Consider the following 25,094-nt stretch of genomic DNA (forward strand, 5'->3'; position numbering starts at 1 on the left):
GTCATCTCATGCCTGCGGTAGCACGACCTCGGCCTGATTGGCATGCATTCTGCTAATTCAGACGGGTAATTAAATCATTATTTCTAATGAGAGATTTATTTATAACTTTAAAGAATATGAATAGCGCCATTACTTATTGGCACGAAATTGCAGCCTGGATTACTGTATCTGGGCTTAACTCTATGGAAAGACAGTGAGATCCTCACGATGGCAAATCTATTAGCAAACGATTTTTATACGACTGAACACGACACGCAGTTTGAGCAACAGCGTCTGTTAACCATGCCGAACTCGCGGGCCATGTCGACATCGATTCGAGCGACCGCGCAGGTGTTTGAAGATCCGAAGTCGATCGCCTTGCTTAATCGCATCAAGCAAATTGCCCCCAGTGACGCCAATGTCTTGATCATCGGCGAAACTGGCACGGGCAAGGAGCTGATTGCCCGCCATGTGCATGCCTTGAGCTACCGTAAATCTAAACCATTTGTCGCGGTGAATTGCGGGGCGTTCTCGGAAACACTGGTCGAAAGTGAATTGTTCGGCCATGAAAAAGGCGCGTTTACCGGGGCAGTCACCGCCAAAGCCGGCTGGTTTGAAGAGGCGAATGGCGGCACGCTGTTTCTGGATGAGATCGGTGATTTGCCGCTGAGTCTCCAGGTGAAGCTGTTACGTGTACTACAAGAGCGGGAAGTGGTACGGCTAGGCGCGCGCAAACCAACCCCGATTGATGTGCGGCTGATTGCAGCGACCAACGTACGCCTGGAAGAGGCCGTGCTGGCTGGTAACTTCAGGGAGGATTTATTCTACCGTTTACGCGTTGCGCACCTGGAGCTGCCAACCCTGCGCAACCGGCCCGGCGATATTTTGCCACTGGCAGATTATTTTGTTGGCGAATATACACGGCGGTTGGGCTACGCCACCATCTGCCTCGATGACTCGGCCAAGCAAAAATTATTGCAACATAGCTGGCCAGGGAATATCCGCGAACTCGAAAATGTGATTCATCACTCCTTGCTAATTTGCCGCAACAATGTGGTGCGCAGTGAGGATTTACATTTGTCCTCGATCTCGCTACACCGACCAAAAGCGACACTGCAGGCCTTGCCCAGCGAAGCAGATACTGACTCGCTGGAGGCGTCGCTGCAGCAGTTGTTTGAAACGGGCAAAGCGCAGCTTTATGACTATGTGGAAGACACGCTGGTACGTGCCGCCTATCAGCATTGCCACCATAATCAGGTGCAAACCGCCAAGCTGCTGGGCTTGAGCCGCAATGTGTTGCGCGCCAAACTGATTAAAATGGGAGCGATCAATGCGCTTAAATAAGCTTGCCTCTGTGCAAACAGCAGCCATCGAAAGCGGCAGCCTGCGCTGGAAAGCCAGTGCTCACTTACCGACAGAATATGGGCAGTACCGTTTACACGCGTTTGTTGATATGCACAGCGGGCAGGAGCAGATCGCACTGGTGCTCGGCGAGGTCAGCGGTCAAGCCAGAGTGCTGACCCGCGTGCACTCTGAATGCCTGACCGGGGATGTGTTTGGCTCACAGCGCTGCGATTGCGGCGAACAGTTCAAACGCTCGCAGCAACTGATTCAGGCGCGTGGCAATGGCATTATTCTGTATCTGCGCGGACATGAAGGGCGCGGCATCGGCATCAGCAACAAGGTGCAGGCCTATGATTTGCAAGACACCGGCTTGGATACGGTGGCGGCAAACCTCGCCCTGGGCCTGCCTGTAGACCAGCGAGCATATGATGATGCCGCCAGTATGTTGCAGCATTTTGAGGTGAAGTCGATTGAGTTACTGAGTAACAACCCGGATAAGTCGCGCGCCCTCACCCGGCTGGGCATCATGGTGGAGGCCGTGACGCCGTTAGAGATCGCAAGTAATCCAGCCAATGCCGACTATCTGGCGACCAAAAAGCACAGACTGGGGCATCACCTGAGTTTGGTGCCTTAGGCTAGACGCTCAAGCGTTGCAACAGCTGCTTGAGTGTGGCCTCGATGGGCTGGCGCACGGCGGGTTGTTCTAGCAAAGACGGCAGCGGTGCCCGCTGCAGGCGTGCCTGCAAATCCTTAAGCTGTTGCTGCAACTGCTGCAGTTTTTGGCGATCGCGTTGTGGCGGGATTTCAAACTCATTTTGGCTGCCATAGCCTTCAAACAGCAAGGTTTCTATCCCCACCACCAAAGCCAGAATACGGTCACCACCAAACGCTTCGTCGAATGCCAGGTCTATCGCGGTCATGCCCTGCAAACGGCGGATCGCCTCAAACTTCCAGTTGGCCTTGCCATCAAATACCCATTCCGTCATTTCGCGCGGCCCGACCTGCGTGCTTTTCGCCAATTCCTCTGGATGTTCGGTATAGAGCTGCAACATCAATGCCCGCAAGTCATCGGTATGCTCACTCATGGCTTGCTTGGGGCTGAGCTCTGCGCGCTGCGCCGAAGAGGACGCCACCTTTTTTACGGCGCGCGCTTCCGCCTGTGGCAGAGAAAGCATTGCCCACAGGCCGATCACCCATACGCAAACCCTGAAACAAGCACACCCCCTGAAGACTGCAGAATTCACCAACATGCCCGCCCTTTCACCGCCAATCAAAGGTCACAGTGTAATCAGCCGCAGTTGCGTGGGTCTTGGGAGATTTTCCTTTTTACAGTCACCGCCAGGCAAGGGTTGGGAATATGCTTGTCAGAACAGGCCCGAGGTTGAATGCGCAACTGGCGAAAGCAGCGGCGAAGGCAATTGTTCAAAGGCCTGCACAGTTAAAGGTTTGCTAAAAAAATACCCCTGGTATTTCATACAGCCCTTGCTATGCAGGTATTCGAGCTGCTCTATCGTTTCCACCCCCTCAGCAATCAGGGTCATTTTGAGATGCTTACCCAGATTCACCAGCGTATCGACAATCGCCTGGTCACTTTCATTATTCAGCAAGTCGCGCACAAAGGATTGATCAATTTTTAATTGCTCAAATGGCAGGTGCTTCAAGTAGTTTAATGAAGAGTATCCGGTGCCAAAATCATCCAGCGACCAACTCATGCCAAATGCCTGCAATGCGCGCATTTTCTGGATCGTATCGTCTACTTCGTTTGCCAGCATGCTCTCAGTGAGCTCCAGTTTAATCTGGCCGGGATTGGCGCCGCTGCGCGTTACAATCTCCTGCACCTCTTGCACAAAATCGGGCTGGCGCAGCTGCGAAGTGCTCACATTCACCGCAATACTCAAGTGGGACAAATGCGGATGATCAGACCATTTCACCAACTGCGCACAGGCTTCTTTTAATACCCAATTACCAATCGGCAAAATCAGACCGGTTTCTTCGGCGGCAGTGATGAAAACACCAGGCGGGATCAAGCCCTGCTCAGGATGCTGCCAGCGTAGCAACGCTTCAGCGCCAAAAATATGACCCTGGGCATCGACCTGCGGCTGGTAATGCAAACAGAAATGCCCTTTGGCGAGCGCTTCGCGCATATCCGCGTAAAGCCCGCTACGCAAGGTAATATCAGACTGCATCACAATCAAGGCAATCCCCAAAACACCTAAGGCGGCCAGATTATTCATCCATGCCCCAACCGCCCGAATTTCAGGATTCGCAATCAAAGATGCCTGGGTAATGCCAATGTCAGACGAACCAAAAATCAAACACCCCAACAGCATGAGCAACGGAAAAATCACGCGCAGATAAATGCCCTCTTTACGGAACACCAGCGATGATCCTGCGGCAATCGGCAGATAATACATATGCACCGAGCGGACCACCCCGGGCAACGGCACATCAAACACAGAAATCGCAGAAATAATCAGCGCCAAGCCATGCGCCATAAAAATGGCTGCCAGGCGATCCCGGCCCGCATTGATCATGGTCACCACAAGCATGCTCAATATCACCAGGGAAAAATTAAAGGCCATTAACAGCCATTTGGCCTGCCATAAATAGTAAACACTCCAAGCACCGCCCAGAATGATGGAGGCACAGGCAGCAATCGCCAGTAACAGTTTCACCCGCAGTTGATGCGGGTCTTGGGCAAACTGAAAAAGCTCGCCTTTAAAAAGTTTGGCAACCAGTCTCAGTTGTAGAGGAGTGTTTTTAAAGTGTGGCATTAGGCGCGCCTGTCATCCAATTGACCATTGCCAATCCACCACAAACGACTGCGACAGCGCAGTGCAAGCAAGTCATTTCTCTTTAGTAAGTGGTCGATCATAAAGCCCTCAGCGGCGGATACCCTCAATGGGCGAAACAGCACGCAGGCTTTGCCGAGACGGCATAAGCCCAGCCCACACAACACACTACTTGAAAGAACTTGATACATTAACCCTTGCGGTAAATGGTAGCCCCGCTGTCATCAGCAACTGCTTTTAGACCGGAAGCTTTGCGTCCCTGCTTTTCAGCAGGTTTGCCTTTTATAATGGTACTTAACAATAGGTGACAAGTTCATCAAACTTTGTAACGGTTGTCAATCCTCTCGACATTCAATACTGTATGTTTGTCATTAAAAAGCCGCACACACATTTTTCTCAGCAACAATCATGCCTTTTATCTCTGGCAAAAGGCTCGATTGGCAATCTACCGATGGATAGATTTCACTGTCACTCATGTGCCGAAGCGGGCAGTTTTCGAATGTCTGCAACGGCCTTCGCACTCGTCGGTTTAAGATTATGATTCCAGGCGGACTGCATAAAACTGACTAACTGCGCCACCTCAGTATCATTCAAGGTATGTCTGAACTTTGGCATATTGAAGGGTGCCGCCACCCCTTGCGGTTTGAGTTGAGGCGAGCCATTCAAAATGACATTAATGAGTGAGGAGGGGTCTGGATCCATCACAGCCGGGTTGCCCGCAAGCGGTGATAAATAAGGGGCAACCCCTTTACCCTCTTGTCCATGACACGCTGCACAATATTGCTGATAAAGCCGGGCGCCAGGATAGGTTGTCAATGATTTGAACTGAGCCAATGTCGCACCAGAATTGTATTTATACGTCGTTTGACCTTTATCGTTTGTCCCTTTGATTGTTTTCAAGTAGCTAGCGATGCCCGTTAAATCCTGGATAGTCATGCCTTCAGTACTGTTATTAATGACCGTAGTCATGGTGCCAAAAGCGGAGCTATGCTGATTAGCACCAGATTTCAGATACACAAGAATATCCGCCTCAGACCACCTGCCTAACCCGGTATTATGGTCCCCACGCAAGTTGGTGGCAGACCATCCTTCCAGGGTTTCTCCGCTTAAAAATTGATCCGAGGCATGCGTCAGCCCTTTTTCCTGATAGGCAAAGCCGCGTGGCGTATGGCAAGCACCACAATGCCCCAGCCCCTGAACCAAATAAGCGCCACGATTCCAGCTGGCATCTTTTGATGCATCAGGTTGATAACCATGCTTATCTAAAAACAGGCTATTCCAGATGGCCAAAGGGAACCTGTAATTCAATGGCCAAGGAATCTCATTCGCCCGGTTTGCTTGGCGCACCGGTTTCACGCCGTGCATGAAATACACGTAGAGGGCGTGAATGTCGGCATCACTAACTTTGGCATAAGAAGGATATGGCATGGCCGGATAAAGATGATGACCATCTTTTGCCACCCCTCGCCGTAGTGCTTTGGCAAAGTCGGACTCGGTATATTTGCCGATACCTGTCTCAGCATCAGGCGTAATGTTCGTCGTATAAATCGCGCCCACTGGCGTCAGCATGGGCAGCCCGCCGGCAAAGGCTTTGCCATGGGGAGCCGTGTGACAAGAGATGCAATCGCCTACCCGCGCAAGATACTCCCCTTTTTTGATCTCTGCCGGATTGACGGCAAACACACTCAACGAAAATGTAAAGGTAAAGGCTGCGAAACCTATTTTCATCAAACCTGAGGCCATGTTCATGGTGACTCCTTATGTTTTTAGTTGATGCCCGATAGGTAGCTTGCGAATACGTTTGCCAGTCGCTGAGAACACGGCATTTGCCAACGCAGCGCCAATCGCTGCAGTACCAGGCTCACCAATCCCCCCCGGCGCCTCAGCGCTTTTAATCAGGTGGACGTCAATAGCGGGCGCTTCATTAATACGCAGCATACGGTAATCATTAAAGTTAGTTTGCTGTACACGCCCATGCTCAATGGTGATTTCGTTGTATAGCACAGCCGTCAGGCCAAAAATAACGCCCCCTTGAATTTGCGCAATCACGGTATCTGGATTCACGGTCATGCCACAATCGACAGCAGAGACGACGCGGTCGACTTTAACCTCTCCCTGATCATTCACGGTGACATCAACCACCATGGCCAAGAAACTGCCAAAAGCATGCATTACAGAGACGCCGCGACCTTGGCCTTTAGCTAATGGCTTGCCCCAATCACTCTTGCTTACCGCGAGTTGCAAGGCATTTTTCAATCTAGGCGTTTTACCGAGCAGATCCAAACGGTATTTCACCGGATCCACTTTCGCCAAATGCGCCAGTTCATCGATGAAACTCTCGACGACAAAAGTACCGCGTGTCGGCCCAACCCCCCGCCAAAATGCGGTGGGTACATCCCGCGGCTCTACCCGTACATAATCCACATACAGATTCGGTAAATCATATGGCGGCTCTGCCGACACTTCCACTGCATCCGGGTCTACCCCGTTTTTGACTAAAGGGGGCGCAAAGCGGGCCATGATGGAGGAGCCAACGATACGGTGTGACCAAGCGACCGGCTTGCCGTTAGCATCCAATCCTGCTGAGATACGGTCAAAGTAATACGGGCGAAACATGTCATGTTGAATATCCTCTTCCCGCGTCCAAATGACCTTAACTGGCCCCTTTACCTGCTTGGCAATTTTGACCGCCTGCACGACCCCATCAAACTCTAGTCGTCTGCCGAAACCACCGCCGATGAGGAAATTATGCAACCTGACTTTTTCAACCGGAATGTTGAGTGTTTTGGCGGCCATGCCCTGGGCAAACGTCGGAATTTGCGTCCCTACCCAAAGATCGCAGCCAGAAGCGCTCACCTCCACAGTGCAATTCATGGGCTCCATCGTCGCATGTGCTAAAAAGGGTTGCTCATACTCCACACTCAGCGTTTTATCCGCTTTTTTGTAGGCACTGGTGGCATTGCCTTGCTTTTTAGCCACGGCCCCCGGTTTTTTGGACGCCTCACGCAGATCATTCACCAAATCACTGGTTTTTACCGCAGTGCTTTTACCTTCATTCCATTGAATATCCAGTGCGCCCAAGCCGCGTTTGGCGGCCCAAGTATTCGTGGCTATCACGGCAACCGCATTATCCACTTTGACCACTTGCAGCACACCGGGCATTTTCAAGGCGCGGCTATCATCTACACTGGCCAGCGTCCCGCCGAACACAGGACTGGTAGCGATCACTGCAAACTTCACATTGTCAGGGTGTGCATCAATACCAAACTTCGCCAAGCCATTTACTTTATCAGGCGTATCTAATCGCTTGGCAGCAGTGCCAATGAGTTTAAAGTCTTTAGGGTCTTTGAGAGCGACTTGCTTGGGTACAGGCAAGGTGCTGGCCACTTTGACTAATTCCCCATAACGCAGTGTTCGTCCGGAGGCATCGTGGTAAACCACACCAGATTTTGCATAACAGGCAGATTCGGCCACTTTCCATTGCTGTGCAGCCGCAGCAATCAGCAATGACCGGCACACAGCACCGGCCTGGCGCATGGGCTCCCACAAGGCACGGATGGAAGTTGACCCGCCCGTCACCTGAGCCCCGAGCAGCGCATCGGCATACAGCTTTTCATTCGGGGGGGCATGTTCCAGTTTCACAGTTTGGAGATCAACCCCCAACTCTTCTGCTAACAACATGGGAATAGACGTATAAACCCCCTGCCCCATTTCCACCTTGGGCATGATCATGGTGACCTCGCCCTTAGTATCAATCTTGATGAATCCATTCGGGGCGAGCACATCCTTACCGGTTTCCAGCTCGCTGTACGGTTGGGTTTGCTTGCTTTGGCTCAATGCAGGCAAACTGATACTCAGCAGCATCCCGCCTGCAGTCGTCGCACTCACCGTCGCGGCAATTTTAAGAAAATCACGTCGCGGAGGATTAGAAATCGTATATTTGTCGGCCAAGCCCTGGATAAGCCCTTGTGACATAACTAGACCCCTTCCTTAGCAGCCACCTTGATAGCTGCGCGTATACGTGGATAAGTGCCGCAGCGGCAAATATTACCGGCCATGGCGGCATCAATTTGCGCGTCATTCGGGTGAGGGTGCTGGTCAAGCAGCGCGCAAGCAGACATGATCTGGCCAGACTGACAATAACCACACTGCATCACCTCCAGATCTAGCCAGGCCTTTTGCACAGCCTGACCTGCGGAGGTTTCCCCAATCGCTTCTATGGTCGTAATCTTCTTGCCGCCAACAGCCGAAATGGGCAATACGCAGGAACGCGTTGCCTGACCATCCACATGAACTGTACACGCGCCGCACTGCGCGATGCCACATCCGAACTTGGTTCCGGTCAAGCCGATGATGTCTCTGATCACCCAAAGAAGAGGCATATCAGCGGGTGCATCCACTTGGTGGGTGATGCCATTAATATTCAGGGTTGCCATCAATGGCTCCTTCCTTGAAAACGTACGACTACTTGTGATTTTTATTATGAAATACGATTATTCATTGAAATAAATTAATTCACGAATAACTCAAGAGTGAATTAATTTAAACCCCGAATCAAGTATAAATTTATGAAATTCTTGCCTAAAACAATTTTACCTTTTGCTGTAAATCGCCTATTACGCTCCAACACTGATTAAGTTTGGCATCCTACAGATTGGAATAAAAAGTCAACGGTGCTTATGCAACACCAATGTTTCTTCAATATTTTTTTATCCTTATTGAATATTTCTAGCTATAAAAAATAAAAAGGCCCTGTAAAAACAGGGCATTATCTAATTTAATCAACAAAAACCTCTTTGAATAAACTCACATTGGGACTGAATAAAAACTTTATTCAATAGCATAGTCGATTTCAATTCATTTACACCGCTCATTCATATTTATTGGCAATTCGATATCCCCAACAATTGCCTACTTCAAAAAGAAATGTATATTTATGTATTAATATTTTTATTCATGATAATTTACACCAATAATAAACTCATCTGAATTAGTGGGACTCTCAATTACCCTTCTTTTCAAGAGCAGCTAATCGCATGTTAATTCTGGTGTCAGACCATTAAGCTATAGGTGTCACTTTTATTCTGACAAGCTTTAGTCACAAAGTTGCAAACTAGATAATTCAATATCTCATAGGCTAAAGACTGCATTTATACATAAAAAATTAGAAAGAAGAATATTTAATGAGTTTGATACGCAAGGTATTAGGGGTGTTTTCTCCAGGTTTGTCTAATAATGATTCGTACACTGGGTGGTTGAAACAATTAAGTGATTATTTGCGCTACGAGGGTCGACATAAAAATCTGGGGGCAAGTACAGTCAATGACATACTAAGTTTCGTTGGCAATGGCGATACACCATCAGTACTTGATTACGTAGCAAAAAATAACAAAGTTAGCGCGGTTTTCCAACTGGAGAATATGTACGCTAATGATAAAAAGGAAAGCGCTCGCTTAGCGGCTCTCTATAAAAACTTTGATTCAGTTGAAACAAGCGTTGCTTTACGCTGGGTTAAGCTATTGGAAGCCAGTATTAGCCGATCATCAGGACTTCGCTACGCCTATGTGTTTCCTAAAAATGAGCATTGGCCAGAGATTTTGTTAATACATTCAACCGGCTTTAGTCTTAATAGCTATTCCAGCGAAGTTCAGAGAGCGGATAAATTAAGCTACAACAAAATAGAAGAACTCTTAATAGTCGATGGCCTGCCGCCAAATAGTCTTTTGGTCTCAGCATTTTCAAGTCCTGTAAGTGGTAATTGGTTTGCAGAAAGCAGGCTGCCAATGGTTACAACATTACAAGGCTATGCAGAAGGTTTGCAAAGGCACGCGGAGTCGCTTAAGTTGTGTTTGATGAATAATAATGTTCCTCAGCGCTTACATATGATTAAATTGCTGGAGAATGCAAATAACTCGACTTTGAAAATACTTGCACCTGAATTGATTGTATTCGCCGTTGCAAATAGCAAGCAAGTTCGTGCTGCCGCTAGCGCATTAATTCGCAAATCTCCAATAGACGATTTTTTTGAGTCCCTAAAGCATGAAGCGTCTAAAGGAAAACCTGAAGCCCGGATACATGCTCTTCGTTTATTACATAGCTTGGCTATTTCATCGAATAACGCTGCCGTAGTAAATTTCGTAAAAGAAACTGCCAAAGCTGATAAAGCTCCAAATGTGAATGCTCTATTAAATGAGTGGGATAATGAACTCGCTCCAATCAATACCCAAGTCAATTACCAGTATGACGTTCCCTCTGTTAAATGGAATCTGGAACTAACCTCTGAAATAAAATTAGCAATAGATAATCTATGGAGTGATATCAACTGTGCGATTGATAAACTGAACAAACAATCTAGAGACTGGCATGACCAAATGCTAGAAAAAGGTCACAAACACACACTGCACTTAGTGAAAAATTTGCCAACTGATCTAAAAAAACCTTTTTTTGAATACCTTAGTGCTGACTCCCCTAAAACGAAGAAACAAATCAATGAATATATTGAGGATTACCGCGCTGGCAATTCTATTAGTAAATCATTGAATACTTTTGCGGCCTCACCTGCAGTGACCGCGGTAGTTCTTCTAAAAACTCTGGTGTTCTTTGATTTTCATCAACACCGACATGATGGCTCTGTCAGCCCTCAATTAGCAATTGCATTTAATGCATTCTATTCCGCAAAAAAGACCATTTCCTTGCTAATGTTGCAGAAAATGTTGGAGCCGTTAGAAATCACTGCTAGCAGTATTTTAGAGAAGTATTGTTCTTCTTGGAGCTCTATTGGGGAAAGTTGGAATGATGAAGACATCTGGCCGTTCTTTGCTCATAATCTGGAGCTGGTTAATCAAATCCTAAATCCTTCCTCTGCACGTTCATATTGGTTTGACCGCCACAAACTTTATAAAGGTATTGGCACTCTCCCTTTTCCGCCTGAGTCAATCGTTAACACCTTATTCGACATCGCTCTTGGAAATGCAAAAACAGACCGTACTGCAGCTCAAAATGCATTAAGTAACCTCCCTGGAAAAGAGAAGCGGATTATCAATGCGCTAAGCGATGGTAAGGGTGATGTGCGAACTATTGCTGCCCAATGGCTGACACGTTTAAATTATGAGCCCGCTAAAATCTCCCTAGAGGAAGCAGTTCTAAAAGAAAAAAGTGATATTGCAAAAGGTGCAATGCTAGATGCATTAATAGCACTCGGAGAGTCAGTAGAAAAGTACTTAAATTTGGATGCATTGAAGCTTGAAGCGGATAAGTCTCTCGCTAAAGGTTTACCAAAAGATTTGGAGTGGTTTCCTTGGAACGCTATCCCAGTAGTCAAGTGGGAACAATCTAATGAAGCCATCTCATCAAACGTACTACGCTGGTTGCTTATTCAAGCATTCAAACAAAAGTCCCCAGAACCCAATGCGATCCTTCGCAAGTATTGTGCAATGTTTGATATTCGAGACAGAGAGCAATTCGGTCAATTTGTACTCGAAGCGTGGCTCACTGAGGATATTAAACCTATATCTCCTGACTTAGCACTACAGCAAGCGCAGAACCAAGCACAGTATGCGTTTAATTCAATGAAGAATCACCCTCAATATTGGGAAAAAAATCCGCATTTTGGGAAGTCTGTAGAAGAACTCACTTCAGCCTATTTACCCGGATTTTTACGCCAACCAGTTGGATCAGCCATTTCGAGTAAAGGAATTTTGGCTATTTCTGCTGCATGCGCATCAGAGCGAGCTGCTGAACCTGTTCGCCGTTATTTGAAGGAGTATTACGGTACCAGAGCGGCGCAAGGTAAAGCCCTGATTGGTATGCTGTCCTGGATCGAGCATCCAACAGCTACTCAATTAATGCTGTCTATTGGAAACAGATTCCGAACTAAAAGCTTTCAAGAGGAAGCTGCAAGACAAGCAACAGCGCTAGCTGAAAGAAAGGGGTGGACGCTTTCTGAGCTTGCTGACCGGACTATACCAAGTGCGGGTTTCGATGAATCAGGCGAATTGCAGCTAAGTTATGGGCAACGTATCTTCACAGCAAAGCTTTTGGACGACTTGAGTGTGCGTTTATTCAATCCTGAAGGGAAAGAAATCAAAGCTCTTCCGGAGCCGCGTCAGGATGATGATGCCACACAAGCTAAAGATTCAAAGAAAGCATTTTCTGCAGTTAAGAAAGAGATTAAAGCTGTCATTGATATGCAAACTGATCGTTTGTATGAGGCGCTATGCGTTGGCAAACAATGGAAGGTAAATGATTGGCAGCTCTATCTCAACCAGCACCCAATCATGCGACGCTTAATCCAAAAACTCATCTGGGTAGAACATGATGGTCAGAACATTGTTCAATCCTTCCGCCCCCTTGATGATGGAACCCTCACAGATATCAATGATAATGAGGTTAATCTTAATCCAACATCAAATATCCTTGTTGCACATGATTCGTTACTGTCTGCAGAGCAAGTTGCGCAATGGCAAGCCCATTTAAAAGACTACGAAGTCAATTCGCTATTCCAACAACTTGGAAAAGGTATATACGTACTGCCAGAGGATAAAAGTAAATCAGATCAAATTGATGACTTCGAAGGGCATTTAATTGAGGCCTACTCTCTAAGAAATCGTGCATTGAAATTAGGCTATACGCGCGGTGCAGCTGAGGATGGTGGCTGGTTCATGACTTATGAAAAGCGCTTCATTGATTTGGGCGTAACCTCCGTAATTGAGTTTACTGGCAATCCATTACCAGAGGAGAATCGAACAGTTGCGTTATTAAGTATGTACTTCGCAAACTCTCAATCCAAAGGCTGGGAGCGGGATAGGCTGGCTCTCCACAAGATACCTAAAGTACTTTTATCTGAAAGCTATAACGATATGCGTCTTATCTCGGCCGAAGGAAGTGGCTATGATAAAGATTGGCAAAAGAAATCAGAATACTGATCAGGACTCGATAAGACTTTCATATGACAACAGAGATTTTTAATAAACTCAAAGCACCGGCTGAAGAAGTATATGCCGAAGAATTATTTCGATTAAGAGAAAAAGACGACGCGAATAAACCACAAGGTTGGCTGTTATCCCCCAGATCCGTGAGAAGCTTTATTATTGGTAATGATAAGCTGGGTATTAAACGCAAGTTTTATGGTGATGATACGTTAATTGACCGTGCTATCGTCACGCTTATGAGTAACCGTGGGCTTATGTTAGTAGGTGAGCCTGGTACGGCTAAGTCGATGTTATCCGAACTTCTCACCTGTGCAATTTCGGGGAACTCATTTAACACGATTCAAGGCACTTCGGGTACGACAGAAGATCAAATCAAATATTCATGGAATTACGCCCTATTATTGGCTGAAGGTCCAACCTTACGAGCATTGGTTAAAGCGCCTATTTATGAAGCAATGGAAAATGGGTTAATTTGCCGGCTCGAAGAAATCACTCGTGTACAACCTGAAATTCAAGACAGCTTAATCAGCATTCTCTCAGACAAGGTATTACATATTCCTGAGCTTTATACTGAAGAACCTGTTTTGTTTGCCAAGCCGGGGTTCAATATCTTAGCCACTGCCAACTTAAGAGACAGAGGTGTGCATGAGATGTCTAGCGCATTAAAGCGCCGATTTAACTTTGAGACTGTGCAGCCTATCTCAAATAGAAAATTAGAAACTCAGTTGGTTCGAGAGCAAACGAGTGCTTTGCTGAAACATGCAAATATTGATGTGGAGCTGCTACCGGATGTCGTAGAACTGCTTGTGACTGTTTTTAATGATTTAAGAGAAGGTGTAACTGCAGAAGGTGTTGTGATAGAAAAACCAACTGCGGTAATGTCATCCGCGGAGGCGGTAGCTGTAGGATATGCGGCATGCTTGGATGCCTATTATTTCGATGATGGTGATTTAGGTGGATACCATATCGCCAAACAGTTAATAGGAACCGTCCTTAAAGATAATCCTGATGATGGAAAAAAATTACGCCATTACTTTGATGTGGTAATCAAGCAGCGAGCTCAACGTAATAAGGACTGGAAAAACGTTCTAGAAGCTCGAAAAGATTTAGACCGCTAGAAATAAACGATGATTCTGGATAAATCGTTAACAAGCGATGAGGTGAGAGCGTTGGCTGACAGTATGCAGTCAGAAAACCTCATCATCTTCCCAGTTCGGCATCATAGTCCAGCTTGCGCATTGCAACTAACTAGACTATTGAAGCGATTAAAGCCTGCCGCAATCTTGGTAGAAGGTCCACGTTCATTTAATACACTCATTGCACATTTAACGCATCCAGATGCAAAAGCACCATTAGCCGTTTACACATATCATACGCAGAAATCATCTGACTCCGAATCGGAAGAGGTTAGGAAAGCAGCGTTTTACCCGTTCTGTGATTATTCGCCAGAGTTAGTTGCCTTAAAGGAAGCCCATCAGCAATCTATCCCTGTTCAATTTATTGATTTGAACTTCTCAGAGCAATGTAGCTTGTCGAAGAATACAGACCTAGAGGTGCTGTCACTATTAGATGAACATTACTATACCCGTAGTAGGAATCTGCAAGTAATGGCAGAGCGCGCTGGCTGTCGTAATCATGAAGAATTTTGGGAGCATTTGTTTGAAACGCATGCATGTGGATTATCGATAGAAGAGCATATCGCGCAGATAGTTGCTTATTGCCAAATTGCTAGAAGAGACACCACCGAAGTGGAGTTAAAAACTGATGGTACATTGGAGCGTGAGCTTGAAATGGCTTGGCATATTGAGCAAAGCTTATTACAGCATGCTAACAGCAATGCTCCAGTCATTGCTGTGATGGGTGGTTTCCATGCAGTGGTTATGCCAAGCCTACTCATTCAACCTATTAAACGCCCTCACGTCAAAACAGGTAGTACTGAAGAGTCCTGCGCATTAATCCGATACAGTTTTGACCGTCTAGATAGGCTCAATGGCTACAGTGCGGGAATGACCTCCCCAGCGTGGCACCAAAAAATTTGGGAACAATTGGTTCAGAGCGAACGTTTAGGACACAACGCACATGTTAGGGTGCGACAGGAATCAGCGCTTACGATTCTTTTTGATATTGCGCTACTTTTACGGGAAAAATACAGTATTCAAATTCCAGTGCCAGCAATTTCTGCAGCTTATGAACACTTGTTGCGTTTAGCAAAGTTGAGAGAAAGGATTGCACCAGTACGTGAGGACTTAGTAGATGCTGTTACAAGTTGTTTTATTAAGGGTGATACAGATATTGAAAGCTCAATTATCAAGTCCATCACTCAGCAGGTACTATGTGGAAATTTTTATGGCACTGTTCCAGCTGGTATAGATCGTCCGCCGCTAGTTAAGGACTTCGAGAGTCGTGCTCGTCAGCAAAAACTTAAAATCGGTTCAGGGGAAGTTAAGAAGCTGAGTCTTGATATATATCGCCGCCCCGACCATCGTATCACCAGTCGACTGTTGCATGGACTAAACCTACTAAAAGTCCCATTTGGAGTAAAATTTTCTGGCCCAGACTATGTCAATGGACTTAGTTTGGATCGAATGCAAGAGCAATGGGAATATGTTTACTCCCCGGTGACTGAGGGCGCTTTAATTGAAGCAGCAATTTATGGTGTGAGTATCCCTGTTGCCGTTGCAAATAAGTTTGTAGAGCATTTAGACAGTTCCCAACAACTGTCTAATAGCCGAGATTCAAAGATTGCAGCCTCGTTATTGATCCAAGCCTGCCTACTGGGCCTTCATGATCATCTATCACGCGTTCTAGATGTCTTGCGCTACTCAATAAACGAAGATGCAGTCTTTTCATCTGTCGTGGCAGCAAGTATGCAAATTGCAATACTCTGGGATGCGAGGGAGCCTTTAGAAGCGAGACATCTTGATCAGTTACCAGCAGTATTGCAGGCAGCCTATGAACGAGCAATTTATCTGATGCGCGACATGAAAGGTGCAGAAGGTGATGGCGGCTCAGTAGTACAAAGCATTATCCAATTACGTGAATTACTGAACAGTTCAACAGGGGCGAAATTAGATGCATCTTTATATTGGCAAGTTATCTTAGACTTGCAGCAATCGCATGATCTACCATTAATTAGAGGGGCAAGTGCCGGACTTAGATATGCCTCAGGCCAACTTTCTGATATAGAGCTGACAGAATTGCTGCAAGGATACTTAACCGGTCACTTAGCGCCTGATCAATCTATTGCATTCTTGAGAGGACTATTACAAACCTCAAGAGAAGTTGCCTGGCAACAAGAAACCCTGCTGAAAGGGCTTGATACATTATTTTCCGGTTGGGATGAGTCGACTTTCGCAAAGAACCTACCCGAGCTACGTTTGGCTTTTGCAGAAATGACGCCCAAAGAAACAGATAAGGTCGCAGAAGCTGTAGCCAAACTGTATGGTATCGATAGTTTAGGCAGCCTAACTCAACTTGGATTAAATGAAGATGTTGTTAATACTAATCTGAGACAATCAGCTTTGGTTGAAGAAATTTTGCTGCGAGATGGATTCACAACATGGCTATAAATGCATCGCACCGCTGGCGATTAGTATTGGGTAAATATGCTCAAAGTCGTTTGCAGCCGGCAATGAATAATGGCTTCAATGAAACGAATCGCCGTATGGATTTGGCTTTGGATTATCTTTATGGTCGTGAGTATCAAGGTCGAGGCTTGCGTAAAGATCTCTCTGCAGGTTCTTTAGATCCTAGCCAGCTCACGCTAGTAAAATGGCTTAACGAAATTCGCGAACTGTTTCCAAAAGAAACGATTGAAAGTATAGAAAAACATGCCCTAGATAGATATGGCATGTCAGAACTATTGACTGATCCCAAGGTATTGGAAAAGTTAGAACCAAATCAACAATTATTGCGTACTTTGCTTACCCTCAAAGGGCACCTGAAGGGCGATGTAGTGCACATGGCACGACGGATAATACGCCAGGTAGTAGAGGAAATTCGTCGTCAACTAGAGGTTCAAGTAAGGCAGTTACTATCTGGTAGATTAAATCGATTTAGCCACTCCCCTTTGAAAATATCTCAAAATTTTGACGCGAAAGGAACACTCCGTAAGAACCTTAAGCACTTTAATGTGGATCGCCAACAACTAGTGGTTGAAGACATACTTTTCTTTGCACGGAATAACCGTCGCCTACCATGGGAAATTATCCTTTGCATCGACCAGAGCGGCAGTATGGTGGATTCAGTAATACATAGTGCAGTGATGGCAGGTATTCTGGCCGCACTACCTGCATTCAATGTTAAATTAGTGCTGTTTGACACAAATATCGTAGACCTCTCTGAGCATGTAGACGATCCAGTAGAAGTGTTAATGAGCGCTCAATTAGGAGGTGGAACTTACATTGCCCAGGCTGTACGCTATTGTAGTCAGCTAATTGAGAACCCTCATAGAACTGTCTTTGTATTAATCAGTGACTTTTGCGAAGGTGCTCCTCCAAGCGAACTAATTAATGCAGTCACAAAATTGGCTGAAGACCAAGTAAAACTACTAGGCCTAGCTTCTCTCGATGATCAATCTAATCCAGTTTATGACCACCATATGGCTGATCGCCTAGCTTCATGCGGAATGGAAATCGCCGCATTAACTCCACAAAAATTAGCGCAATGGCTATTGAAGGTAATTTCATGAGTGAGTTAAAGCATCGCTTGATCGACATGCTAACTCGTTTCGATGACGATGCATTTATCGCCTTGTCGAACAAAGGGCTTTTTCGACGTGCACGGAAAGACTTTGAGCAACACCCAGGAAAAATTGTTGAAGAAAATGACACTCATATAACTCTTCAGGTCAACGAGCAAATCATCAAAATAGATGCTAAAGGGCCTGCATTTGCAAGTTGTTCCTGCCCGGCCTCTGGTATTTGTCAGCACATACTCAGTGCCAGCCTGACCTTAAAGAATATCCAAGAGGATGAAGTTACAAGAAATGAAGTTTCAGAGCACAATTTTAGGTACGAGGCAAAACTGCCTACTGAATCACAAGCAGAGGATTTGCATGAAACCCTACTTTCAATTACGAGAGAAACTTTAATTAAACATGCAGGGAAACCTGGGTTTAGGTGGGCATGGGAGCTAATAAACAATCTTGATTTAGAGCAAGATGTAGCCATAACAAGACACAATCATATTGTGATCGGTTTCACACACCCAACTATGACGCTTAGATATTTGGGTGGCGGGGTTGATAGCTTAATTTGTGATTTACAAACTTCTCAGCTTGCTAAATACCAGGTTGCAGCAGTAATTCTATACAAGCTTATTAATGGAGTTAATCTTGATCCTCTCGAAGTGACAACTAAACCTCAAAACTCTAATTTAGACTTCGGTATAGACTATGCCATTGCTGAGAGCAAAGACTCAACTTTAATATCATCACGAAATAGATTGCTGAGCCAAGTTGACGAATTATTAAACGATTGCCTCATTCTAGGAATCTCTCATTTGTCGCACAACATGCTCGATAAGTTTTCCAGCTTCGCTGTCTGGGCACAGGGTGTCTACTTTTACAGATTGAGTTTACTTTTAAGACGAATTGCAGAGCATGTGGAACTACAAATTGAACGCTCAGCAAATGCAGATGGAAACCGAATCTTTGAAGATTTAGCATTTGCCTATGGTTTAACTTCTGCATTGCAGTCGTCTTTAAAGACCGGAGTGGTCTCGAGCAACCTGCAAGGAAAATCTCGTAGCCAATACGAAGAGGTAGGTAGTTTAGTTTTACTGGGATTAGGTGCCCAAGCTTGGCGAACTCCTTCAGGTTTTTTAGGTTTAACGATGCTGTTCTGGTCACCAGAAACACAGCAGTTCTTAGCATGTTCCGATGCGCGGCCTGAGGCACAAGGTGGATTCAATCCAATTACTCGCTACAAAACATCAGGGCCATGGACGGGTCTAGGATCTCCGTCAAAAGTAACTGGAATGGAAGTAAGACTAGACAATGCAAGCGTAAATAATGAAGGCAGAATCTCCGCTTCTGAGTCCATCATATCTACCCAAATAAAAATTGAGAATTTTGCAAATCAGTTAAATCCTTTTTCTAGTTGGAATGCTATGTATTTATCTTATAGCAAGGCTCGCCAAAGCTTATTAGCTAGTCCTAGACCTCTTGACGACTGGATATGCCTCAAACCGTCCAAATGCCAAGAAGCGAAGTTTGATGAAATAAGACAAAAATTGATATGGAACGTCATAGATGACCTTAATGAAGTATTCACCTTAGAAGTAAGTTTTTCGCCTTATACGGAACACGCCATTAAGCGTATAGAGCAATTGAGTAAAAGTACATGGGAAGAGGGTGATTTGATTGTCGTCAAACTCATAAGTATAGAAAACAGGCTTATTGGTGAGCCTTTAAGTATAGTTAGACGACATGTTAAACATGACGAAAATGCAGTGGATGCTCTTTTTTTTGATGAGCCAAAGAAAGTTACTAATTTTGCAATTAGCAAACTTACATCATTTTTTAAAAGCAAAACCAATTCGTACCGCGAAACGGATTCTTTGGATTCTGAATTAAAGCACGCACGATTTGAAAACTTCAAAAAATGGTTATTATTGAATGTAGAAAGAGGGCTCTCACCAGACCGCATGCCTAAGCTGATGACTGAATACAAAGATATTCATCGGGAATTACTTGAGACTGGCTACACTGCATTACCTCAATGGCATGAAACTTTGTCTACCCCATCACAACTTTTAAAGGCCAGGTATATTTGCATGCAATATGAGCGGATTTTTAGCTTACAAAAAGCATCGTAGTAATAGTCTACGAATCTTGCAGACACAGTCATATCAGAACTCAATCACTTTTGATAAACAAAATTATGGTAGTAGTTTACAAAATCAACGCCTGTTTTTTTCAAACACTTTTTTAGTCTCAGAAATGAAAAAAGCCCTGTAAAAACAGGGCTTTATAAACTTAAAATCTACAATTTTAATTATTGTCAGACTCAAAACGGAATATCGTCATCAAAATCGTCAAAGTTGCCAGCTGGCTTGCTAGCAGGCTGGAAGGCATTGCGGTTTGCGCCGCCAGCGGCGTTACCGCTGCCCATAGCAGGTTGCTGCTGGCGTGGTGGGGCCTGGTTGTAGTCGTCCATTCCGCCGCCTTGATCCATCTCACCGCCATCATAAGAGGCGCTGCCACCTTCACGGCCAGTGCCTAACATTTGCATCTGGTCGGCGACGATTTCGGTGCTGTAGCGGGTGACGCCATCTTTTTCCCATTTACGGGTTTGCAAACGGCCTTCAATATAGACCGGGCGGCCTTTTTTCAGGTATTCACCGGCGATTTCGGCCAAACGGCGGTACATGACGATGTTGTGCCATTCGGTTTTTTCCTGGCGCACGCCGGATTTGTCTTTCCAGTTTTCGGTGGTGGCGATACTGAAGTTAGCCACTGCCTCACCGTTTGGCATGTAGCGCACTTCAGGGTCACGCCCGAGATTGCCCATCAAAATCACTTTGTTGACTGATGCCATGGTGTTACGACTCCCCTATTCGATTCATGATTGCTTGCGACAATGCCGCCTGAAATGCTTTGCTGCGCTGATTTTCCAACTTTACCATGAGCATGGTTTCTGAGGGAATGGCGACGACTTCATAGACGCCTTCCATCGCGCGGATATCTTGCACCAGTTTGGCGGCCTGGGCGTCATTATACCCTGCTTGCAAATGGAACATTTTGGTTTTGACACTGGGCGGTGCCTGCATGCCGAGCGCGAGGCCAAACCAGATCAGCATGAGCACAGCGCAGAAGACAAACACGGTGCTGCTGCCATAGGTGTGCGAGAGCCAGCCACCGAGGGCGGCGCCTAAAAACATGCCAAAAGACTGTGCGGTGTTGTGCACGCCCATGGCGGTACCTTTGGCGGCGACCGGCGCCATTTTTGAGATGAGTGACGGCAACGAGGCCTCAAGGATATTAAACGCCACAAAATACGAGAACAGGGTGGTGACAATGCCCCAAAGGCTGTTGAGGCTGAACATGAAGGCGATTTGCGTGAACAGCATGAGGCCGACGGCGCTGATAAACACTGGTTTAAGCTTGGCTTTTTTCTCGGCATAAATGATGGCGGGCACCATTAAGATGAATGAAATCAGCAGCACTGGTAAATAAATTTTCCAGTGGGTATTTTCGTTCATGCCGGTGCTGTGCTTGATGGCAAACGGCACCACCATGAACATGGCCATTTGCGCCCCATGTAAGCAAAACGTGCCAAAGTTCAAGCGCAGCAGTTGCTTATCGCGTAATACCTCGCCGATTTTGGCGGGCACCGCTTGGGCGTCGGAGTGAAAGTGCGCATGCAAGGGCTCTGGCACGGCAAACTTGACCACGCCGATGGCGAGAATGGCCAGCACGGCGGTGAGCCAGAAAATGCCTGGCACGCCTATCCATTGGTTGAGGATGGGGCCCGCAACCAGTGACACGGCAAAGGTCACGCCTATGGTTGCGCCTATCATGGCCATGGCTTGGGTACGGTGCTCTTCGCGGGTGGAATCGGCCACCAGCGCAGTCACCACGGCAGAAATGGCACCCGCACCCTGAATCGCCCGCCCGACAATGACCATGTAAATATCTTGCGCCATTGCGGCGCAGACACTGCCCAGCGCAAACATGATCAAGCCCAGATAAATCAGTTTTTTACGGCCGAAACGGTCAGACGCCATGCCAAACGGCAACTGGAAAATGACTTGCATGAAGCCATAGGCGCCCAGGGCGAGACCAATCAGGGTATGGTTATTGCCGCCGCGCAGGGTTTCGGCATAAATGGCAAAAATAGGCAGAATTAAAAACATGCCCAACATACGTAGCCCGTAGATGGAGGCCAATGCCGCAGTGGCACGGGTTTCCAGTTGGGTCATTTTTTCGGAGAACTGCATGAATGCTTTAAGAAAACTTGGCTTAATTTCAAATAATTGCGTATATTATCAGGTTGGCTGTCTGTTCGTGAAAGTATCATGGAATTTATCAAAATTCGCGGGGCGCGCACCCATAACCTCAAGAACATCAATCTGGATATTCCGCGCAACCAACTGGTTGTGGTCACCGGCCTGTCAGGCTCAGGAAAGTCTTCGCTTGCTTTTGATACCTTGTATGCAGAAGGACAGCGCCGCTACGTCGAAAGTTTATCTGCCTATGCCCGCCAGTTTTTGGCGCGCATGGACAAACCGGATGTGGACCTGATTGAAGGCTTGTCACCGGCCATCTCCATCGAGCAAAAATCGACCTCACACAACCCGCGTTCCACGGTCGGCACTGTCACTGAAATCCACGACTATCTGCGTTTGCTGTATGCACGTGCCGGGGACCCGGAATGCCCAGAGCATGGCATCAAGCTTGAGGCACAAACCGTGAGCCAGATGGTGGACAGTGTGCTCAAGTTGCCGGAAGACACCAAGCTGATGATTTTGGCGCCGGTCGTCTCTAACCGTAAAGGCGAGCAGCTGGATCTGTTTGATACGCTCAAGGCCCAAGGTTTTGTGCGCTTGCGCATTGATGGCAAGATCTACGAAATGGATAGCCTGCCGCAGTTGGCAAAAACTACCAAGCACAGTGTAGACGTGGTCGTCGACCGCCTTAAAGTGCGCGAAGACATGAAGCAACGGATTGCTGAATCGTTTGAAACCGCATTGCGGCTGGCAGATGGCAAAGCGGTCGCGCTGGAGATGGATAGCGAAAAAGAACATCTGTTCTCTGCCAAGTTCTCTTGCCCTGTGTGTGACTACTCACTGGCCGAACTCGAGCCGCGTTTATTCAGCTTTAACAACCCGATGGGCGCTTGCCCAAAATGCGATGGCCTGGGTCAGGTCACGTTTTTTGATCCCAAGCGCGTGGTGGCTTTTCCGCATTTATCACTGGCTAGTGGCGCGATTAAAGGCTGGGACAAGCGCAACCAGTTTTACTTTCAGATGCTGGCCAGCCTGAGCCAGCATTATGACTTTGACCTGGAAGCGCCGTTTGAGACGCTGCCTGAAGAAACCCAGCAAATTCTGCTGTATGGTTCTGGCCGCGAGCAAATCGCCTTTAAATACCTCAATGAGCGAGGCACCTTCTTTAGCAAGTCACATACCTTTGAAGGCATTATCAATAACCTGCAACGCCGTTATCGCGAGAGTGACTCGACTGCGGTGCGCGATGAGCTGGCAAAATATATCAATGCGACTGCCTGCCCGGATTGTGGCGGCACGCGTTTGCGCAAAGAGGCACGCCACGTCAAGGTCGGCGACAGAAACATTCACCAGATCTGCGAAGTGCCGCTCAAACAGGCGCTGAATTTCTTTGAGACACTACAACTGAGCGGGCAAAAGCTGGCGATTGCCGACAAGATCGTCAAGGAGATCGAAAGCCGCCTCAAGTTTTTAACCAATGTCGGTCTGGACTACTTGTCGCTGTCGCGCTCGGCAGAAACCCTGTCTGGCGGCGAAGCGCAGCGTATCCGCCTGGCCTCGCAAATCGGCAGCGGCCTGACTGGCGTCATGTATGTGCTGGATGAGCCTTCCATCGGCTTGCACCAGCGCGACAATGACCGCCTGCTCGAAACCCTCAAGCGCCTGCGCGACATTGGCAATAGCGTGATTGTGGTCGAACATGACCAGGATGCCATTCAGTTGGCAGATTTTATTGTCGACATTGGCCCCGGCGCGGGCGAGCATGGCGGCAATATTGTGTCTTTTGGCACCCCGGCCCAGATTGAAGCCGACCCCAACTCATTGACCGGGCAATACATCAGCGGCAAAAAACAGATAACCTTCAAGCTGCCACGGACGCAGCCAGACCCCAAGCGCATGATCAAACTGAATGGCGCCAGCGGGAACAACCTCAAAGACGTCAGTATTGAGATTCCGGTCGGTCTGCTGACTTGCGTCACGGGCGTCTCCGGCAGCGGCAAATCGACGCTGATCAACGACACGCTTTACCGCGTGGTCGCCGCGCACTTGTATGGCAGCAGCACCGAACCTGCCGCGCACCAAAGCATTGAAGGTCTGGAGTTTTTTGACAAGGTGGTCGATGTTGACCAAAGCCCGATTGGCCGCACACCGCGCTCCAACCCGGCGACGTATACCGGCTTGTTTACGCCAATCCGTGACTTGTTTGCCAGCGTGCCGGAAAGCCGCGCGCGCGGCTATGGTCCAGGCCGTTACTCATTTAACGTCAAGGGCGGCCGTTGCGAAGCCTGCCAGGGCGATGGCGTGATCCGTGTGGAAATGCACTTTTTGCCAGATGTGTATGTCCCTTGCGACGTCTGCAAAGGCCAGCGCTATAACCGCGAAACGCTGGAAATCCAGTTCAAGGGCAAAAACATCCACGAAGTGCTGGCCATGACGGTGGAACAAGCGCACCAGTTCTTTAATGCGCAGCCGGTGATTGAACGCAAACTGAAAACCTTGCTGGACGTGGGCCTGGGCTATATCACGCTGGGGCAATCGGCCACCACACTGTCTGGCGGTGAAGCACAACGGGTCAAACTGGCACTGGAACTCAGCAAACGCGATACCGGCCGTACGCTGTATATCCTCGATGAACCCACCACCGGTTTGCACTTTGCGGATATCCAGTTATTGCTGGACGTGATTCACCGTTTGCGTGACGCGGGCAATACCGTGGTCATCATCGAACATAATCTGGACGTGATCAAAACCGCCGACTGGCTGATCGACATGGGCCCCGAAGGCGGCGATGGCGGAGGCGTGGTGGTCGGTGTCGGTACGCCGGAAACGCTGGCAGACAACAGCGCCAGCTACACGGGCCGTTACCTTATTCCGCTGTTAAAACAGCTCAACCAAAAGGCGAACGCATAGGTTTACCCCGTCAGCATTTTTCTTTAGCGATAAAATTCAATCCGGAGTGTAAATTCCGGATTACGCCACAGGGTTTCCGCCCTGTGCTTGTGTGCGCAGCAAAAAATACGGCCAGTTACCTGGCCGTTACCTCACACCCTTGTAAAACATCTCGCTGTCAAAGGCTAAGGTCAACATGCAACCTGCC

At 47.3% G+C, this 25,094-nt stretch carries 15 protein-coding genes and 1 riboswitch; of the genes, 8 read left to right on the top strand and 7 right to left on the bottom strand.

All coding sequences use genetic code 11. From position 1 onward, the window contains the following. Nucleotides 1-282: 282 nt before the first annotated feature. Both ACFQ1T_RS02700 and ribA read left to right on the top strand, forming a co-directional pair. Nucleotides 283-1,323 (top strand): sigma-54 interaction domain-containing protein, encoded by a 1,041-nt coding sequence (locus ACFQ1T_RS02700; protein ID WP_379076834.1) that lies wholly within the window; start codon nt 283-285, stop codon nt 1,321-1,323. Next, complete coding sequence (gene ribA, locus ACFQ1T_RS02705; RefSeq protein WP_379073808.1) at nt 1,310-1,957, top strand: GTP cyclohydrolase II; 648 nt, start codon at nt 1,310-1,312, stop codon at nt 1,955-1,957. The genes ACFQ1T_RS02700 and ribA overlap by 14 nt, the downstream gene beginning before the upstream one ends. Before the next feature lies 1 nt (nt 1,958). Here the strand turns inward: ribA and ACFQ1T_RS02710 are convergent, their stop codons facing one another. From ACFQ1T_RS02710 to ACFQ1T_RS02730, 5 genes are all read right to left on the bottom strand, one after another. Further along, nucleotides 1,959-2,573, bottom strand: coding sequence for a hypothetical protein (locus ACFQ1T_RS02710; RefSeq protein WP_379073810.1), 615 nt, complete (start codon nt 2,571-2,573; stop codon nt 1,959-1,961). 114 nt (nt 2,574-2,687) lie between these two features. Beyond that, nucleotides 2,688-4,097: a putative bifunctional diguanylate cyclase/phosphodiesterase gene (locus ACFQ1T_RS02715; protein WP_379073812.1), complete on the bottom strand. Its 1,410-nt coding sequence runs from the start codon at nt 4,095-4,097 to the stop codon at nt 2,688-2,690. 223 nt (nt 4,098-4,320) lie between these two features. Continuing rightward, nucleotides 4,321-4,405: riboswitch (cyclic di-GMP riboswitch) on the bottom strand. A 178-nt stretch (nt 4,406-4,583) separates the two neighbouring features. After that, nucleotides 4,584-5,864, bottom strand: coding sequence for a c-type cytochrome (locus tag ACFQ1T_RS02720; protein ID WP_379073814.1), 1,281 nt, complete (start codon nt 5,862-5,864; stop codon nt 4,584-4,586). Between the two features lie 9 nt (nt 5,865-5,873). Next, complete coding sequence (locus tag ACFQ1T_RS02725; RefSeq protein WP_379073816.1) at nt 5,874-8,090, bottom strand: xanthine dehydrogenase family protein molybdopterin-binding subunit; 2,217 nt, start codon at nt 8,088-8,090, stop codon at nt 5,874-5,876. Between the two features lie 2 nt (nt 8,091-8,092). After that, nucleotides 8,093-8,551: a (2Fe-2S)-binding protein gene (locus ACFQ1T_RS02730; protein ID WP_379073818.1), complete on the bottom strand. Its 459-nt coding sequence runs from the start codon at nt 8,549-8,551 to the stop codon at nt 8,093-8,095. Nucleotides 8,552-9,298: 747 nt separating this feature from the next. Here ACFQ1T_RS02730 and ACFQ1T_RS02735 point away from each other — a divergent pair. Genes ACFQ1T_RS02735 through ACFQ1T_RS02755 form a run of 5 tightly spaced genes read left to right on the top strand, consistent with a single transcriptional unit; the run spans nt 9,299 to nt 19,864 of the window. Continuing rightward, the gene (locus tag ACFQ1T_RS02735; protein ID WP_379073820.1) at nt 9,299-13,039 is read left to right on the top strand and encodes a DUF4132 domain-containing protein; all 3,741 of its coding nucleotides are present in this window, start codon (nt 9,299-9,301) and stop codon (nt 13,037-13,039) included. Nucleotides 13,040-13,062: 23 nt separating this feature from the next. Beyond that, on the top strand, nt 13,063-14,163 hold the full coding sequence (locus ACFQ1T_RS02740; RefSeq protein ID WP_379073822.1) for an ATP-binding protein: 1,101 nt from the start codon (nt 13,063-13,065) through the stop codon (nt 14,161-14,163). Between the two features lie 9 nt (nt 14,164-14,172). Further along, nucleotides 14,173-16,614, top strand: coding sequence for a DUF5682 family protein (locus tag ACFQ1T_RS02745; RefSeq protein ID WP_379073824.1), 2,442 nt, complete (start codon nt 14,173-14,175; stop codon nt 16,612-16,614). Next, nucleotides 16,605-17,735 (top strand): VWA domain-containing protein, encoded by a 1,131-nt coding sequence (locus tag ACFQ1T_RS02750; RefSeq protein WP_379073826.1) that lies wholly within the window; start codon nt 16,605-16,607, stop codon nt 17,733-17,735. Before ACFQ1T_RS02745 ends, ACFQ1T_RS02750 begins: the two co-directional genes overlap by 10 nt. Beyond that, nucleotides 17,732-19,864, top strand: a complete 2,133-nt coding sequence (locus tag ACFQ1T_RS02755; protein WP_379073828.1) for a hypothetical protein — start codon at nt 17,732-17,734, stop codon at nt 19,862-19,864. Before ACFQ1T_RS02750 ends, ACFQ1T_RS02755 begins: the two co-directional genes overlap by 4 nt. Nucleotides 19,865-20,055: 191 nt before the next feature. On the opposite strand, the gene ssb is transcribed toward ACFQ1T_RS02755, so the two are convergent. Together ssb and ACFQ1T_RS02765 are read right to left on the bottom strand one after the other, a co-directional pair. Beyond that, nucleotides 20,056-20,586, bottom strand: coding sequence for a single-stranded DNA-binding protein (gene ssb, locus ACFQ1T_RS02760; RefSeq protein ID WP_275357292.1), 531 nt, complete (start codon nt 20,584-20,586; stop codon nt 20,056-20,058). Between the two features lie 4 nt (nt 20,587-20,590). After that, a complete protein-coding gene (locus ACFQ1T_RS02765) occupies nt 20,591-21,988 on the bottom strand; it encodes an MFS transporter (RefSeq protein ID WP_379073830.1) in 1,398 nt (465 codons plus the stop codon). 78 nt (nt 21,989-22,066) lie between these two features. On the opposite strand from ACFQ1T_RS02765, the gene uvrA reads away from it, so the two are divergent. Then, a complete protein-coding gene (gene uvrA / locus ACFQ1T_RS02770; RefSeq protein ID WP_379073832.1) occupies nt 22,067-24,907 on the top strand; it encodes an excinuclease ABC subunit UvrA in 2,841 nt (946 codons plus the stop codon). The last annotated feature ends 187 nt before the right edge of the window (nt 24,908-25,094 follow it).

The organism is Methylophilus glucosoxydans (assembly GCF_042676145.1).
Classification (GTDB): domain Bacteria; phylum Pseudomonadota; class Gammaproteobacteria; order Burkholderiales; family Methylophilaceae; genus Methylophilus; species Methylophilus glucosoxydans.

Excerpts from the sequence above, each read along its gene's own strand:
- ACFQ1T_RS02700 (WP_379076834.1), top strand. The coding sequence starts at position 283 with ATGCCGAACTCGCGGGCCATGTCGACATCGATTCGAGCGACCGCGCAG.
- ribA (WP_379073808.1), top strand. The coding sequence starts at position 1,310 with ATGCGCTTAAATAAGCTTGCCTCTGTGCAAACAGCAGCCATCGAAAGC.
- ACFQ1T_RS02710 (WP_379073810.1), bottom strand. The coding sequence starts at position 2,573 with ATGTTGGTGAATTCTGCAGTCTTCAGGGGGTGTGCTTGTTTCAGGGTT.
- ACFQ1T_RS02715 (WP_379073812.1), bottom strand. The coding sequence starts at position 4,097 with ATGCCACACTTTAAAAACACTCCTCTACAACTGAGACTGGTTGCCAAA.
- ACFQ1T_RS02720 (WP_379073814.1), bottom strand. The coding sequence starts at position 5,864 with ATGAACATGGCCTCAGGTTTGATGAAAATAGGTTTCGCAGCCTTTACC.
- ACFQ1T_RS02725 (WP_379073816.1), bottom strand. The coding sequence starts at position 8,090 with ATGTCACAAGGGCTTATCCAGGGCTTGGCCGACAAATATACGATTTCT.
- ACFQ1T_RS02730 (WP_379073818.1), bottom strand. The coding sequence starts at position 8,551 with ATGGCAACCCTGAATATTAATGGCATCACCCACCAAGTGGATGCACCC.
- ACFQ1T_RS02735 (WP_379073820.1), top strand. The coding sequence starts at position 9,299 with ATGAGTTTGATACGCAAGGTATTAGGGGTGTTTTCTCCAGGTTTGTCT.
- ACFQ1T_RS02740 (WP_379073822.1), top strand. The coding sequence starts at position 13,063 with ATGACAACAGAGATTTTTAATAAACTCAAAGCACCGGCTGAAGAAGTA.
- ACFQ1T_RS02745 (WP_379073824.1), top strand. The coding sequence starts at position 14,173 with ATGATTCTGGATAAATCGTTAACAAGCGATGAGGTGAGAGCGTTGGCT.
- ACFQ1T_RS02750 (WP_379073826.1), top strand. The coding sequence starts at position 16,605 with ATGGCTATAAATGCATCGCACCGCTGGCGATTAGTATTGGGTAAATAT.
- ACFQ1T_RS02755 (WP_379073828.1), top strand. The coding sequence starts at position 17,732 with ATGAGTGAGTTAAAGCATCGCTTGATCGACATGCTAACTCGTTTCGAT.
- ssb (WP_275357292.1), bottom strand. The coding sequence starts at position 20,586 with ATGGCATCAGTCAACAAAGTGATTTTGATGGGCAATCTCGGGCGTGAC.
- ACFQ1T_RS02765 (WP_379073830.1), bottom strand. The coding sequence starts at position 21,988 with ATGCAGTTCTCCGAAAAAATGACCCAACTGGAAACCCGTGCCACTGCG.
- uvrA (WP_379073832.1), top strand. The coding sequence starts at position 22,067 with ATGGAATTTATCAAAATTCGCGGGGCGCGCACCCATAACCTCAAGAAC.